Here is a 13,646-nt window from a genome sequence, read left to right on the forward strand (position 1 = left end):
TCCTCGTGTGGCAGGGCCGCGGATCAGTTGTCGGAACTCGAACTCATGGCGTCCACCTGGGCTTTCAGGCTTTCCAGGATCGAATTCATCTGCGAGAGCGATTCTTCCATCCGCAGGAACTTCGCCGTGATCCGGGTCTTGTACAGGTCGAGGCGGGTTTCCATCCGGGAGATCTGATCCTCCCAGGCGCTGGTCCGGGTCTCGAATGTATCGAGCTGTGCAGCAATCGTGCCAGTTCCGCTGGCGAGCGCCTTGTCGGCAACGTCGTAGAGCTGGGACGCCACACCCTGGGTGACGCTGAAGGTGCTGTTGGTGGTGCCGTCCGCGCCCGGGCGGAAAAACAGCTTCAGCCCCTTGGCGCTGCCTTCGGTGGCGGTCAGCGTGGTGCCGCTGACCTGCATGTCGACGCCGTCGAGCTTGGCCGACGTGATCACCCCGCCGGCGACGGTGACTTCCAGATTGTAGCCGCCATTCTTGTAACCGGTGGTCGAGGCGAAGCTCACCAGCGACAGATCGGCATTGTCGGTGGTGAAGCGGAAGCTGAGCAGGTTGCGCACATCGTCGAAATTGTTGAGCAGCGCCTCGTTCAGCTTCGATTCGTCGATCTGCAGCGTTTCCTTGTCGAGCGGATCGGTCAGCGTCGCGGTCGAGGTCAGCGTGATGCCGATCGCCGACAGGGCGGCGAAATCGATACCCAGGCCTTCGACATCGCCGTTGATGGCGTCACGCAGCGAGGTGTTCATGTCCTTGAGCGCGCTGTTGCCGAACAGCGGCCCGGCATCTTCGGATTTGGTGCCGTCGGCTGCGGTCAGGTTCTGCTCGTTATAGAACCGGCGCATCTCGTTATAGGCGTCGACGAAGGCGTAGACCTGATCCTTCACGCCGTTCAGGTCGCGTTCGACCTGAAGGTTGATCTTGGTGCCTTCCTCGGCCTGATAAAGATTGATGGTCATGCCGGTGAAGAGGTCGGAGACCGTGTTGCTGCTCCGCTCCACCACCAGATCATTGTCGACACCCAGCGAGGCCATCAGCCCGTCGCTGTCGATGACGCTGAGCTGGCCGCCATTGGTGTCCTTCAGTACCAGCCGCGCACCGCCGCCGTCATCCATGATCGAGGCCTCGACACCAATCGCCGCCGCATTGGCGTTGATGGTGCTGGCGAGGTCGGAGAGGCTGTCGGTGGTGGTGTCAAAATTGATCGCGACCGAGCCCAGGCCGGTCGACAGCGTGAAACTGCCGGTCGACGGCGCGGTCGATACCAGCGACTTGATCGAGGCCGTGTCGTTGGCGAAGCGATGGCTTTCGTAGCGGGACGGATCCTTGAGGCCGTCGACCGCCATACGTGCCGTCTGCGCTTCCTGCAACACGTTGGAGAAAGTGGCGCCGCCATCTGCCGAGATGCCGAGCGTGGAGAGCACGCCGCCGGTCTCGTTGCCGATCTGGATCGGCTCGCCCGTCGCATCATTGGTCAGCACCAGATAATTCTGGGTGCCGCCGACCGAGATGATGCTGGCGGTGACACCGGTCTTGGTGGTGCCGGTGTTGGCGTTGTTGATCTTGTCGCGCAGCGACTGCAGCGTATCCGTGCCGGAGACGTTGATCGTGGTCGCCGCGCCATCGCCATTGACGATGTCGAAACTGCCGGAGACCGAATTGGCCGCACCCCCGAAGGCGGTGCCCAGATCCGCGGTCTGCGACGCGGCGGCGCCGGTCGCCACCTTGGCCTGGGTCGCGACCCGCAGAACCTCGATCGAGCGCACGCCGACCTCGGCCTGATTGGTGGCCGAGATGCTGACCAGATTGGCGGCACTGGAGGCGGTGCCGCCGTCGAGCCGCGAGGTCTGCAGGAAGATGTTCTTGGTTTCGAAGGCGCTGCCGCTCTTGTCGAAGGTCACCTTGCCGCGCAGACCATCAACCGCGGTGCGGAAGTTCTGCATCAGCGTCTGGTATTCCTTGAGCGCGGCGATCTGCTTGTCGACCGTCTCCACCTTGGTTTCAAGCCGGTCGATGGGCACACGCTTTGCCGCAACCAGCGCCTCGACCGCTGCGTCGGTATCGATACCGCTGTTCGACAGGCCGGTCACGGTGAGGCGGCCGTTCGCATCCGTCGACAGCTTGTAGCTGGAACTTACCGAACTGGTCGACATGGGGCCTTGCCTCTTCGCAGAACTGGATCAGGCGGCCGGCTGTAACCGGCAGATGCGTGTCGGACGGGCCGACCCGGACAGTTTACAACGTCCGGTCGACGACGGCACCGACCATCTCACGCAGCGCCGCGATCATGCGCAGCGTCTTCTCGGGCGGCAGCTGCTCCACCACCTCACCGGTGCTCCGGTCGACGATACGGCCGACCACATCGCCGGTATTGGTATCGATGTCGAGCGCCAGCTTGACCTGGCTGGCCATGCTGCCCAGATCGATGCCCTGTTCGCGCAGGGCCTTGGCCAGAGCCTCGGCTGCCTTGCTGCCGCTGCTCTGATCTTCCGCCTGGGTCACGTCGACCCGCCGGAAGGGTTCTATCGTGGCGGCGCGCGCATAGCCTGCCGCTGCCGCTGCTTCGCCGCCGCCACCGCTGCCTGACCGGGCATTGGTCGCCGGCCGGTCGGTCACGGTCTGAACGTATGAGCTTCCGCGTACCGATGCGATGTCCATTGTCCCCTCCATGGCTGCCGCGTTCCCTTGCCCTGACGCGGCTGCTAAGGATGCCTTGACGGCTTGCTGTACATGTCGGGTCGAGACGTGCGGTACACGATGGATGTCACGCAAAAGCGGACGGCAGCGCCAAACCGGCCCCGCCGCCCGTCAGGTGCGATCTCTCGGATCGTGCCACCGTAATGGAAAGGCGCCGGAGCCGCCGGGCCATCAGGCGCCGGCGGCTCCGGAAGGGCCGTCAGGACAGCAGCTTGAGCAGGTTCTGAGGCATCTGGTTGGCCTGGGCGAGCATCGACACGCCGGCCTGCATCAGGATCTGCTTGGAGGTGAACGCGGTCATCTCCGAGGCGATGTCGAGGTCGAGCAGCTCGGACCGGGCGGCCTCGCTGTTCTCGATGCTCGAGGCCAGGTTCGCCGCGGCGAACTCAAGCCGGTTCTGGTTCGCACCGATACCGGCGCGACGGTCGTTGACCTCGTCGATGGCCGCCGCGACGTTGTCGATCGCGGTTTCGGCATTCGCCCGGGTGTCGAGCGTGTCGGCGGCCAGACCGGCCGACAGAGACGCCACCGCGGCGCTGTCGAGGGTGAAGGCCAGATCGTCTTCGGCCGCCGTCGTCCCCGTACCGATCTTATAGGTGAAGGTGGTCGAGGCGTTGTTGGCGACGGTCGCGTCGAAGGTGTTGTTCGCCGTGATGTCGGTCGCCGGGTCGAAGTCCGAGGTCAGCGTCAGGGTCAGGCCGAACTGGTCGAACCGGACATCCTGGGTCGCACCGGCCGCCGGGGCGGCGGTCACCTGCTCAGAGGTCTGGGCAACACCGGTGGTGGTGTTGGTGACCGTGAAGCGGCTGGTGGCGCTGTCGAAGGCGATGCTGAACTGGTCGGCGTTCGACACATTGGCTGCGTTGTTGTCGAAGGTGATCGCGCCGAAGCCGTCGGCCGATTCGATATCGGTGCCGATGGTGCCCGCGGTCACGGTCTGCGAACCGTTGATCAGCTTCTGGCCGTTGAACTCGGTGTCACCGGCGATACGGTCGATTTCCGACCGCAGCGAGGTGAACTCGTCGTTCAGGTAGACACGCTCGGCGTCCGACACCTGGTCCGAGGCGGCCTGGGTGGCGAGCGTCTTCATCCGGGTCAGAACGTCGCTGATGCTGGACAGCGCGCCATCGGCGATCTGCAGCATGGAGCCCGCCTGGCCGGCGTTGACACTGGCCTGACGCAGCGCCGCGGTCTCGGATTCGAGACGCTTGCCGATGGCGAGCGAGGCGGCGTCGTCACGGCCCGACAGAACGCGGGTACCGGCGGACAGCTTGGCGAGCGACCGGGTCGCGTCGTTGTCGCTTTCCTTCAGGTAGCGGTACGCAACGTTGGCCGAATAGTTGGAGGCAATGGTCATGGCCATGGTACGGTCTCCTACTTGGAACCGATGGCGCGGGCATCCGCCCGCTGATGCCGACATCCTGTCGGCAGCACGTCCTTCCTGGTCGTGCCTGTGGGTAAGTATGCAATGACGATGCCAGAGACGCAAGCCCCTGAAATACCGTGAGGCAGCCTGTCGCAGGCAGAGAAAACCCGGCAAAATCTGCCGGGTGTTGGCGGTCTGGCCCGGCAGATTTTGCCGGGAGACGGCGCAAGTGGGCTATTTTTGCCGGGCTGGCCATGCGCCGGATGGGGCGCGTGCCGGGCACACCGGCTTGAACGACTGCGGGGCGGCCCGGTTCCCTTTGCGGCGACCCTGAGGTGCCGCTGCGGGACGGAGCCGCCCCGGAGGACGGTCTTGAAGCGGAAGAGGGGGCCGCGGCGGCGGCCGCCCTGATCAGCCCAGCAGCTTGAGGAGGTTCTGCGGCATCTGGTTGGCCTGGGCGAGCATCGACACGCCGGCCTGCTGCAGGATCTGCTTCGAGGTGAAGGCGGTCATCTCGGACGCGATGTCGAGGTCGAGCAGTTCCGAGCGGGCGGCTTCGCTGTTCTCGATGCTCGACGCCAGGTTCGCCGCGGCGAATTCCAGACGGTTCTGGTTGGCACCGATGCCCGCGCGGCGGCTGTTGATCTCGTCGATCGCGGCGGCGACGTTGTCGATTGCGGTTTCGGCATTCGCCCGGGTATCGAGCGTGTCGGCGGCGAGACCGGCCGAGAGCGAGGCGACGGCGGCGCTGTCGATGGTGAAGGCCAGATCGTCTTCGATCGCGTTGGTGCCGGTGCCGATCTTGTAGGTGAAGGTCGCCGAGGCGTTGTTGGCGATGGTCACGTCGAAGGTGTTGTTCGTCGTGATATCGGTCGCCGGGTCGAAGTCCGAGGTCAGCGTCAGGGTCAGGCCGAATTCGTCGAGCCGGACATCCTGGGTCGCGCCGGCCGCGGGGGCGGCGGTCACCTGGGCCGAGGTCTGGGCAACACCCGTGGTGGTGTTGGTGACCGTGAAGCGGCTGGTGGCACTGTCGAAGGCGATGGTGAACTGGTCGGCGTTCGACACGCCGGCCGCGTTGGTGTCGAAGGTGATCGCACCGAAACCGTCGGCCGATTCGATATCGGTGCCGATGGTGCCCGCGGTCACGGTCTGCGAACCGTTGATCAGCTTCTGACCATTGAAGTCGGTGTCGGCCGCGATGCGGTCGATTTCCGACCGGAGCGAGGCGAACTCGTCGTTCAGGTAGACGCGCTCGGCATCCGAAACCTGATCCGATGCGGACTGGGTGGCCAGCGTCTTCATCCGGGTCAGGATGTCGCTGATGCTGGAGAGCGCACCATCGGCGATCTGCAGCATGGAGCCCGCCTGGCCGGCGTTGACACTGGCCTGACGCAGCGCCGCGGTTTCGGCTTCCAGTCGCTTGCCGATGGCGAGCGAGGCGGCGTCGTCACGACCCGACAGCACACGGGTGCCGGCCGAGAGCTTGGCGAGTGAACGGGTGGCGTCCGAGTCGCTCGCGCTCAGATGGCGGTGCGCGACGTTCGCGGCGTAGTTCGAATTGATCGTCAGCGCCATGACTTGGTCTCTCCGATACTTGCGCTTCCGGTGGCTTTGGAGCGTTCCATCGCGCCACTTCGAGCGGCCAACCCTGGCCCGGCCCGCACGGCACGATCTGATCGGGGACGCTTATTGCACGGGGTGTGCCAAGTCTGAAAAATATTTAAATACAATGGGTTAAAAAGTTTGATCCGCCGCATCTGCAGACCGTGCGGAGATTCCGACCCGGCAGTTTCCGCCAGGGCGGGCGGCAGAAACTGCCGATCGGCAGGCTCGCATCGCCCGAGGCACGGCGGTAATCTCGTCGCGACCCCGTCAATATCTGCCGAGCCGGAGGAGCCCCATGGCCGGACCCGAGATGGTCGAATACGAGGATGCATCGCCCGAGGTGCGGGCGGTCTTCGACGACATCATGCAGACCCGCCGCGTCGACCGGCTGAACAATTTCTGGAAGGTGATCGCGGTCCACCCACCGACCCTGAAGCGGACCTGGGAAAGTCTGAAGGAGGTGATGGCCCCGGGCGCGCTGGACCCGATGGTGAAGGAGCTGATCTTCACCGCCGTCAGCGCCACCAATGGCTGCGCCTATTGCGTCACCAGCCATGGCGGCGCGGCGGCGAAGGCCGGCGCCAGCCCCGAGATGATCCGCGAGATGCTGGCCGTGGTCGGCATGGCCAACGAGACCAACCGCCTGGTCTTCGGCTATCAGGTGCCGATGGACGAGCCGCCGGCCGCCACCGCCGAAACGGATGCGGCCGACGCGTCGAAGCGCCGGCCGCGGTCAACTCAGGTCAGGGCGCGTCGGGCGGGCCGCGATCAGCGGTAGCCGTATCCCACCACGCCGGTCTCGGGGCGGATCTGCAGGGTGTCGTAGCCGTCGAGCAGCGCCTCGGGGCCGAGAACCGGGTCGCAGGCCCGGAAGATGATGTCGAAGCCCTCGATATGGCGCGGCAGCATCCCGCGTTCATCCTGAAGCCGCTGCCAGGCGAGCACGCAGGTCACGCCCAGCGGCCGGCGGGCGACGGCAAAACCGTAGCGGCCATAGGCGTTGCGGCGCGGCACGGCCGAGATCTGCGGCTCCAGCCCCGGGAATTCCTTGGCCAGCAGCAGCCTCAGCTTTTCCTGGGTGAACCGGTCGCGGGGCGCATTCACCGGCAGATCGGCGAAAGACCACAGGCTGTCGGTGCGCACCAGCCAGAGATCGGCCTCCAGCCGGTTCTGTCCGGCTTCGACCGAACGGTTGGGCAGGATCGACACCTGCTTCAGCTCCGAGCCGTTGTTCGATTTCGTCTGGGTGACGATCAGCGGATCAGGGGCCGCCGCCAGCCGGGCCAGCGCCTCCAGCGGGCCGAGACGGGTGGCACCGGCCTCTTCCGCCAGCGCCGTCGGTTCGGGGCCGGCACGTTCATAGGTGCAGCCGGTAAGGGCCAGAAGGCCCAGGACAGCCGCGACGAGGCCGGGGAGGGCAGGCTTGCGCATCCGGGTCATCGGGCTCACTCCGGATAGAAGGTGACGACGCGCAGGCCCTCGCGCGATTCGGGCGTGCTGAGTTCGGTGTCGAGCCGCTCGAACAGCCGGCGCGACTGGCCGAGCTTGCGGGTGTGATAGAGCGACCAGGCCCGCATCAGGGCCAGATCCCGCCGTTCCGGGGCGATCTGGCGGCGGGTGTCGAGCAGGCGCATCGCCAGCAGGTAATCCTCGTCGTCATAGGCGGCCTGGGCACGGGCGGCAAGCAGTTCCGCCTGCAGATCGGTGCGGCGTTCAGGGGTGATCGGCTGGGTTTCGATCATCCGCTGCGCCTCGCTGACCAGACCCATCTGCATCAGGGTCAGGATTTCGCCATAGACGGCATCCGCCCCCATCTCGCCGCCGGCCGCGCGGGCCTGGGCAAAGGCATATTGGGCTTCTGCGGGCCGGCCGAGGCCCAGCAGACACCAGGCGCGCTGCATGGCGGTGCCGGGCGCCTCTACCGGCACCGGCGGCAGGGCGGCGGCGCCTGAAAGCGTCGTGGCTGCCGGTGCGGCAACGGCGGTGGCGCGCGATCCTGCGCTCACGCCGCCGGGGACGATGCCCCCTGCCGTGGCCCGCCCTGCCGTGGTCGACACCCCTGCCGGCACACCCGTCTGTGCACTGGTGGCGCCACGGCTCGCCACGGCATCGGGGGTATAGCCGTAGGAGCGGCCATAGACGTCGCCCCCGGTATAGCCTGTGGTCGGCGCATAGCCGGCCGCGGCCGGCAGGCCCGCCCGATAGACCGGCTCGCCCGCCGACCAGGACACACCCGCCCGGCCGGTGCCATAGCCGGTATAGGCGGTGGGCACGGCGTCGGGGGGCAGCACCGGTGGCAGGCGCCCGGCCAGGGCGCGGGTGGCGTCGGTGGGCATCTGTGTGGCATATCCGGCCGCCCCGCCCCGCGGATCCGGGGCAAGCCGGCCATCCAGCACCAGCAGGCAGCCGGCATTGTCGCCGCGGGCATAGGCTTCGGTCGCGGGGCCGCCGCCACCGCCGCCGCTGCCGCGCAGCCCGCTGAAGAACTTCGTCAGCCGCGCCGAGCGGCCGCCATATTGCTGTTCCAGTGCCTGGAACCGGGCGGTCTGACCGCTGCCCTGCAGGCCGAGGGCAAGGCCTTCGACCGCCTCGTCTCCGCCGCCCCAGGCCAGCGCATTCTCGAACCAGAGCGCTGCCGTGGCGGGATCTTCGCGCCGGCTGTGCCACCAGCCGAGCGCCATGGCGGCGCGGGCATCGTGCTTTTCTTCGGCCCAGGTCGCGAAATCCACCACCATGGCGCGCGGCGCGTTGGTCTGGCGGCCGAGCATGGCGCTCATGCTGTCGACATAGTCGCGGCCAAGCCCCGACGAGCGGGCGAGGCGCGCCGCCTCGGCGGTCTTGCCCTGGCGGGTGAGGGCCTGAATCCGGCCGCGCAGCCCGGCCTCCTTCGCACCCCAGCTTTCGGCCTTGCGGAACCAGGCTTCGGCCTCGCCGGCCTGGCCCTGTTCCATCAGATACCAGGCGACCAGCATCGCACCGTCGGCATCGCGGCCCGCCTCGACATCGGCCTTCACCGCGTCCAGCGTTTCGGCGGTCACCTGCGGCCGGGTGCCGGATTTGCGGGCCTCGGGCGACATCGCCGCGGCCAGCTCGCCGCGGCGCAGCCCGCCGACCACCTGCTGCAGCGCTGCCGGATCGGTGCCGACCCGGCCGCGTTCGATCGCCACCAGCTGTTCCACCTGATCGGACGGCAGGATGGTGCCGGCTTTCTGCAACGTGGCACGCCGCTCCTGCGCGTTGTCACAGGTCGACACGATGGTCCGGTAGAGGCCGAATGCCGCATCCGGATCGCCGAGTTCGGCCCGCGCCTCGGCCAGGCGCCACATGCTGTCGACGCTGGAGCAGCTGATCAGCGCCGGATGGCGGTCGGCGATCTCCACCACGGTCCGCCACTGCTTCGCATCGCTGGCCGAGACGAGCCGGGTGCGGTCTTCGCCCATCGCCAGGGTGTCGAGCATGGCCTGCGACGGCGACCAGCCGGGATAGCGCCCCCGCAGCTCCGCCACCCGTGCCCGTGCCTCGGCAAAGCGGCCGTCGCCGATCAGATCCCAGATCGGGCGTTCGTCCACCGGGCTGTCGGGCGTGCGGCTGAACAGGTCGGTCGGCGTCTGCCAATCGGGATACAGCGCCTTCAGCCGGCGGATTTCGGCCTCCAGCTTCTCCATGTCGCGGATGCGGGCATAATAGCGCAGCGCCGTTTCGTCGACGGCGCCCGTGGCCGGCGTGCTCGGCTGAACCTCGACCCGCACGCCCGGGGCCAGGCTTTCGGCGCCGGATCGCGGGGTGGCGGTGCCTTGTGCCGCGGCCATGCCGGTGCCGGCGAGCAGGGCGATCACCGACACCATCGCCGGCGCGGAGGCGCGGAGAAGCGGTCTCAGGGTCACAGGCATGCAGGCTTCCTCCCGGCGGCGGCAAGGCGGACCATCAGGGTCAGGCTGGCCGCGTAATACGAGGCGTCGTCGTCGACGGCGGTGACATCGGCCGGCATCGGCCGGTCGTGAACGATACAGGCGACCAGGCCGGCCACGGCGCGGAAACCGGCATCGCTGCCGCGCTCGGTGACCCTGCCGTCGGGCAGGGCCACGACCTGCGGCCGGTCGGCGATGCGGGCGGCCCCGGCCGGCCAGAGCCGGTCGAGATCGACATAGATCGGCAGGGCAGGGTCCAGCACCCCGGCCCAGGCCAGATACAGCGGCACCCGCACGGCGTTGTAGCCGAAGGCGGCGGGGAAATTCGGATCCTGCGGCAGGGTGAAGGCGCCGTCAGGCTCTGCCACCACCCATTCGGGCGGCAGGGCCGGGGTGCCGAACCGCACGGCGGCCATGACAGCCGGGGTTTCGGCGGCAAGCCGGTTCCAGATCGCGGCGCCGTCCGGATCGATGTCGGCCAGAACCGGGAAGGCCGGCAGCACCCAATAGGCCGGGTTCACGACCACCGACGGGTCGCGGCGGAAGCCTTCCTGGCCGGGCAGGACCATCAGCCGCCCGGCATGCTCCACGATCACGGTGCGGCGGATCGCGGCGGCAAGTTCTGCCGCCGCCTCGCGATAGCGATCGTCGCTCCAGCGCCGCCCCGCTTCGGCCAGTGCCCAGGCCGCCAGAATGTCGCCGTCCGACGCGCTGTTGCGATCGGTCACCGCCGGATCGGCCTTGGGGTCGTAGCGCCAGGCCATCATGCCGTCATCGCGCACGAACAGCGTGGTATATGTCCACGACCAGATCCGCGCGAAACTGGCCCGGTCGCCCATCAGCACCGACAGCAGCAGGCCATAGCCCTGGCCTTCCGAATGGCTGATGCCGCCATTGCCGGTGTCGATAACCCGGCCTTCGGGGGTGAGAAAGCGCTGCCGCCAGTCTTCCCACAGGGCCACGGTGTCCGCATCCAGCCCCGCCTTTCGATCGGCCTCGGTCCGCGGGGCTTCGGCGCGCGCCGTTTGAACCGGCGGGGTATCGGCAGGGGCAGGGGTCTGCAGCTGTGCCCGGTCTTTCGGTATGGCTTGTCCCTCTGACGAGACGGGCACGATCGCCGGCGTCGCCGCCGCAGCCAGGGCACGCGGGGCCGGCAGGGCCGATGTCGTCCCGGCCTCTGCGGTGCCGTCCGGCGTGCGGCTTTTGGTGGTCGCCCAGACCGCAAAGGCGATCGCGGCGATCACCGCCAGGCTGATCACGCGGGAACGGCTGCTCATACGGGTCTCCGGGGGGAATGGCGGACAAGAATATGGGTGGCGATGCCCAGCGTGCCGATCAGCAGGGCGATCACCGCGGCCCAGATCAACACATTGCGCGAGAACCAGCTGGCGGTGATCGACAGCACGCCGAAGGGCCCCACCTCTCCGGTCAGCACGTGATAGGCCGGGCCGCCATCGGCCGTCGCTACCGTGCGCCCGTCGCTGGCCAGCGTGGCGACGCCGCCCTTGAGCGCGTCCCAGGCCTCGTCGGCGGCCAGCAGCCGCACGCCGCCCAGCAGGCGCTGATCGTCGGCCGCGGTCACCAGCGTCCAGGTGGTGCCGACATCCTGGGGGGCGGCGTATTGCATCACCGCCAGCAACGGCCGGCTGCCCTCGGTGAACAGCGTTTCCGGGCTGCGCCGGTCGGGCAGGGTTTCATCCAGAATCCAGCGGGTCTGGGTGCGCAGCCAACCCCAGCTGCGGCTGGCCCAGCCGATCATGCCGTCGCCCCGGTCTTCGGCATTTTCCCCCAGCCGGCGCTGCCATTCCTCGCGCAGCCCCTCGGACCAGCGACTGGTTGCGGCGGCCCGGGCTTCCAGCCGCCGGGCCGTCTGTGCCTGCAGCAGCTGCGGGCCGGATTCGGCACCCCCGGTGGCTATGGCATCGTCGCCCTCCACGATCGTCTCGGGCAGACGGCCGCGGTTCAGATCGCCCAGCAGTTCGGGCCCGACCGGTGCCGCCGCGATCAGATCCAGGCCCAGCCGCGCGATCGGCGCCACGATCAGCGTGTCGCGGGCGCGCAGCCGCGGCATCTGGTCGTAGAAATGCGGTTCCATCGGCACGCCGGCCGCCCGGGCCATGCGGGCAATGACCGTGGCCGCCGCCGTTACCCCCAGCGGCTGGTCCAGCGGGGTCACCACATGGAAGGCGCTGATGTCGTGGCCGGGGCGGTTATAGGGAAAGCCGGTCCCGGCCATGACCCGCAGATCGGGCAGGCTGGCCAGATGGGCGACCGGCGGCACCTCGATCGTCGTGGTGTCGAACAGGGTGAAGCGCGGTGCGCCGCCGCCCGCCGTGCCGCCGCCCCCGGGGCCGGCCAGAACGCCGTCGGGGCCGCAGAAGGCAGGGGTGCCGGGCAGGCGGGTCTCGAACGAGATCACGTTGCGGCCGGGCTGGAACATCGACAGCGGTGCCAGCAGCTCGGCATTTTCAATCAGTGCGCCGCCGGGGGCATCCAGCTGCAGGGCGGTGGCGAAGTTGCCGTTGATCAGCACCGCCACTTCGGCCCGCGGGCCGACATTTGCGCCATAGGCGGCATCCAGACGGATCCGGACCCGCGAATTGTCGCCGACATACAGATCCATGGGCATGTCGACCGGCAGGTCGATGCGCTGGCGCAGGCCGTCGAAGGGATCGGTGTGATAGCCCAGCTGGGCAAGGCTGTAGCTTGCGTCGCCGTCGATCCTGGGGGTGGGGCGGGCGGGCACGCGGGTTTCGATGTCATAGAGGTCCGCCACCAGCCGGTCGCTGCCGGGCAGGGGCCGGGTCTGGTCGGCGAAGCGGCGGGCCGCCAGTTGGGCCTCGCGGGTGTCGCGGCCGGTCAGCACCAGAATGCTGCGGCCGCCGGTGCTGCGGATCAGGCGCAGCACGCCGTCGCCGGCATCGCCCGGATCCTCGCCCACCAGCCCGGCAATGGCCGGTGCCGAGCCCACCACGATCACCCGCCGGGGGCCGTCGGCAGAGGCGGGGGCCGACAGCTGGCGGGCCAGCCGGGTATCGTCGGTGGCGTCGATCATCTCGAAGGACGGCATCGAAACCCCGGTGCGGATCGCCAGCGCCTGGGCGGCGATCGCGGCCGCCGTCATCCCGCCATCCGACCGGAAGCCGTCGGCGACCACGATCGCGACCGGATCGTCCACCAGGGCCGGGTCGGTGATCAGGCTGTCGAAATCGGCAAGGCTGGGGCCGTCATCGGCGACGGCGAGCATCAGACGCGAGGCCTGATTGTCGAGCCGCGCCCAGAGTTCATAGGTGGACGGGATGTCGCAGAGCAGCCGGTGGCGCTGTCGGGCGATGACATCCACCCGGTTCTGGCCGACCGTCAGCATCTCGACCGGCAGTTCGATCCGTGCGGTGACCGGGCCGCGATGGGCATCCAGCGGCAGACGGGCCACCGGCTGACCGTTGATCCAGACATCCAGCGCCGAGGCATCGGGCGAGGTCTCGACCGAATTGCTGTAGACCAGCTTCAGCACCGCGTGATCCACCGCCACCGCATCGGGCAGCAGGACCGAGAAGCGGCCGACCGCATACTCGCCCGAGAGCAGCGTGCCGCGGCTGCCGGTCGGGTCCAGCGGCACCAGGGCGTAGCCGAGCATGTCTTCCGGCACCGCCGGCACCGGCTGGGGGGCGGGCGTGGGTGCCGGGGCCGACGCCGCCGGCAGCGATGTCGGCGGCACGGTCACCCGCGGTGCCTGCGGCTTGGGCGCCGCCGGTTCCGGTGCCGGTCTTGGTTGTGATGCCGGGCCGGGGGCCGGCGGCGAGGCACGCCGCGGCTGTTCCACCATCCGCGGTGCCGGTGCGGGTTCCGCCGGCGCCGGGGCCGGAGCGATGACCCCGCGATAGGCGCCGCCGGCATCGGCCGGGGTCTGCCCCCAGAGCTTCAGATCCACCGGTCCCTGTGACTGGGCCATGGCGGGTGCGGCGCCCAGCTGCAGTGCAAGCGCGCCCAGCGCCAGAAGCCGGATGTGGCTGCGGCGGGCACGGGCACGGGCCGGTGCGGTGAATGATGGATGGATGGCCATCTGCGTCGTCCTC

General features: G+C 68.6%; 8 protein-coding genes and 1 pseudogene. 1 reads left to right on the forward strand and 8 read right to left on the reverse strand.

Annotated features, from left to right (window positions below):
- Positions 1-23: 23 nt before the first annotated feature.
- From fliD to TMO_RS05430, 4 genes are all read right to left on the reverse strand, one after another.
- A complete protein-coding gene (gene fliD, locus TMO_RS05415) occupies positions 24-2,147 on the reverse strand; it encodes a flagellar filament capping protein FliD (RefSeq protein ID WP_014744593.1) in 2,124 nt (707 codons plus the stop codon).
- Positions 2,148-2,229: 82 nt separating this feature from the next.
- A complete protein-coding gene (locus tag TMO_RS29115) occupies positions 2,230-2,652 on the reverse strand; it encodes a flagellar protein FlaG (RefSeq protein ID WP_014744594.1) in 423 nt (140 codons plus the stop codon).
- A 238-nt stretch (positions 2,653-2,890) separates the two neighbouring features.
- A complete protein-coding gene (locus TMO_RS05425; RefSeq protein WP_014744595.1) occupies positions 2,891-4,054 on the reverse strand; it encodes a flagellin in 1,164 nt (387 codons plus the stop codon).
- 414 nt (positions 4,055-4,468) lie between these two features.
- Positions 4,469-5,632 carry a flagellin gene (locus tag TMO_RS05430; RefSeq protein WP_014744596.1) on the reverse strand — a complete coding sequence of 388 codons (1,164 nt, stop codon included), beginning with the start codon at positions 5,630-5,632 and terminating at the stop codon, positions 4,469-4,471.
- A 325-nt stretch (positions 5,633-5,957) separates the two neighbouring features.
- On the opposite strand from TMO_RS05430, the pseudogene TMO_RS05435 reads away from it, so the two are divergent.
- A pseudogene (locus TMO_RS05435) lies at positions 5,958-6,338 on the forward strand (carboxymuconolactone decarboxylase family protein); the annotation flags it as partial.
- Positions 6,339-6,430: 92 nt separating this feature from the next.
- On the opposite strand, the gene bcsN reads toward TMO_RS05435, so the two are convergent.
- The 4 genes from bcsN to TMO_RS05455 are packed head-to-tail and all read right to left on the reverse strand — an operon-like array spanning position 6,431 to position 13,633.
- Positions 6,431-7,102, reverse strand: a complete 672-nt coding sequence (gene bcsN, locus TMO_RS05440; protein ID WP_014744598.1) for a cellulose biosynthesis protein BcsN — start codon at positions 7,100-7,102, stop codon at positions 6,431-6,433.
- A gap of 5 nt (positions 7,103-7,107) precedes the next feature.
- The gene (locus TMO_RS05445; protein ID WP_014744599.1) at positions 7,108-9,552 is read right to left on the reverse strand and encodes a hypothetical protein; all 2,445 of its coding nucleotides are present in this window, start codon (positions 9,550-9,552) and stop codon (positions 7,108-7,110) included.
- Positions 9,543-10,847: a glycosyl hydrolase family 8 gene (locus TMO_RS05450; RefSeq protein WP_014744600.1), complete on the reverse strand. Its 1,305-nt coding sequence runs from the start codon at positions 10,845-10,847 to the stop codon at positions 9,543-9,545. The genes TMO_RS05445 and TMO_RS05450 overlap by 10 nt, the downstream gene beginning before the upstream one ends.
- Entirely contained in the window at positions 10,844-13,633 is a 2,790-nt protein-coding gene (locus TMO_RS05455) for a cellulose biosynthesis cyclic di-GMP-binding regulatory protein BcsB (RefSeq protein WP_014744601.1), read from the reverse strand. Before TMO_RS05455 ends, TMO_RS05450 begins: the two co-directional genes overlap by 4 nt.
- Positions 13,634-13,646: the final 13 nt, after the last annotated feature.

This window comes from Tistrella mobilis KA081020-065 (assembly GCF_000264455.2).
Classification (GTDB): domain Bacteria; phylum Pseudomonadota; class Alphaproteobacteria; order Tistrellales; family Tistrellaceae; genus Tistrella; species Tistrella mobilis.

Bases quoted from the DNA above. Each gene is read 5' to 3' on its own strand.
- TMO_RS29115 (WP_014744594.1), bottom strand. From the start codon at position 2,652: ATGGACATCGCATCGGTACGCGGAAGCTCATACGTTCAGACCGTGACC.
- bcsN (WP_014744598.1), bottom strand. From the start codon at position 7,102: ATGACCCGGATGCGCAAGCCTGCCCTCCCCGGCCTCGTCGCGGCTGTC.
- TMO_RS05425 (WP_014744595.1), bottom strand. From the start codon at position 4,054: ATGGCCATGACCATTGCCTCCAACTATTCGGCCAACGTTGCGTACCGC.
- TMO_RS05445 (WP_014744599.1), bottom strand. From the start codon at position 9,552: ATGCCTGTGACCCTGAGACCGCTTCTCCGCGCCTCCGCGCCGGCGATG.
- TMO_RS05450 (WP_014744600.1), bottom strand. From the start codon at position 10,847: ATGAGCAGCCGTTCCCGCGTGATCAGCCTGGCGGTGATCGCCGCGATC.
- fliD (WP_014744593.1), bottom strand. From the start codon at position 2,147: ATGTCGACCAGTTCGGTAAGTTCCAGCTACAAGCTGTCGACGGATGCG.
- TMO_RS05455 (WP_014744601.1), bottom strand. From the start codon at position 13,633: ATGGCCATCCATCCATCATTCACCGCACCGGCCCGTGCCCGTGCCCGC.
- TMO_RS05430 (WP_014744596.1), bottom strand. From the start codon at position 5,632: ATGGCGCTGACGATCAATTCGAACTACGCCGCGAACGTCGCGCACCGC.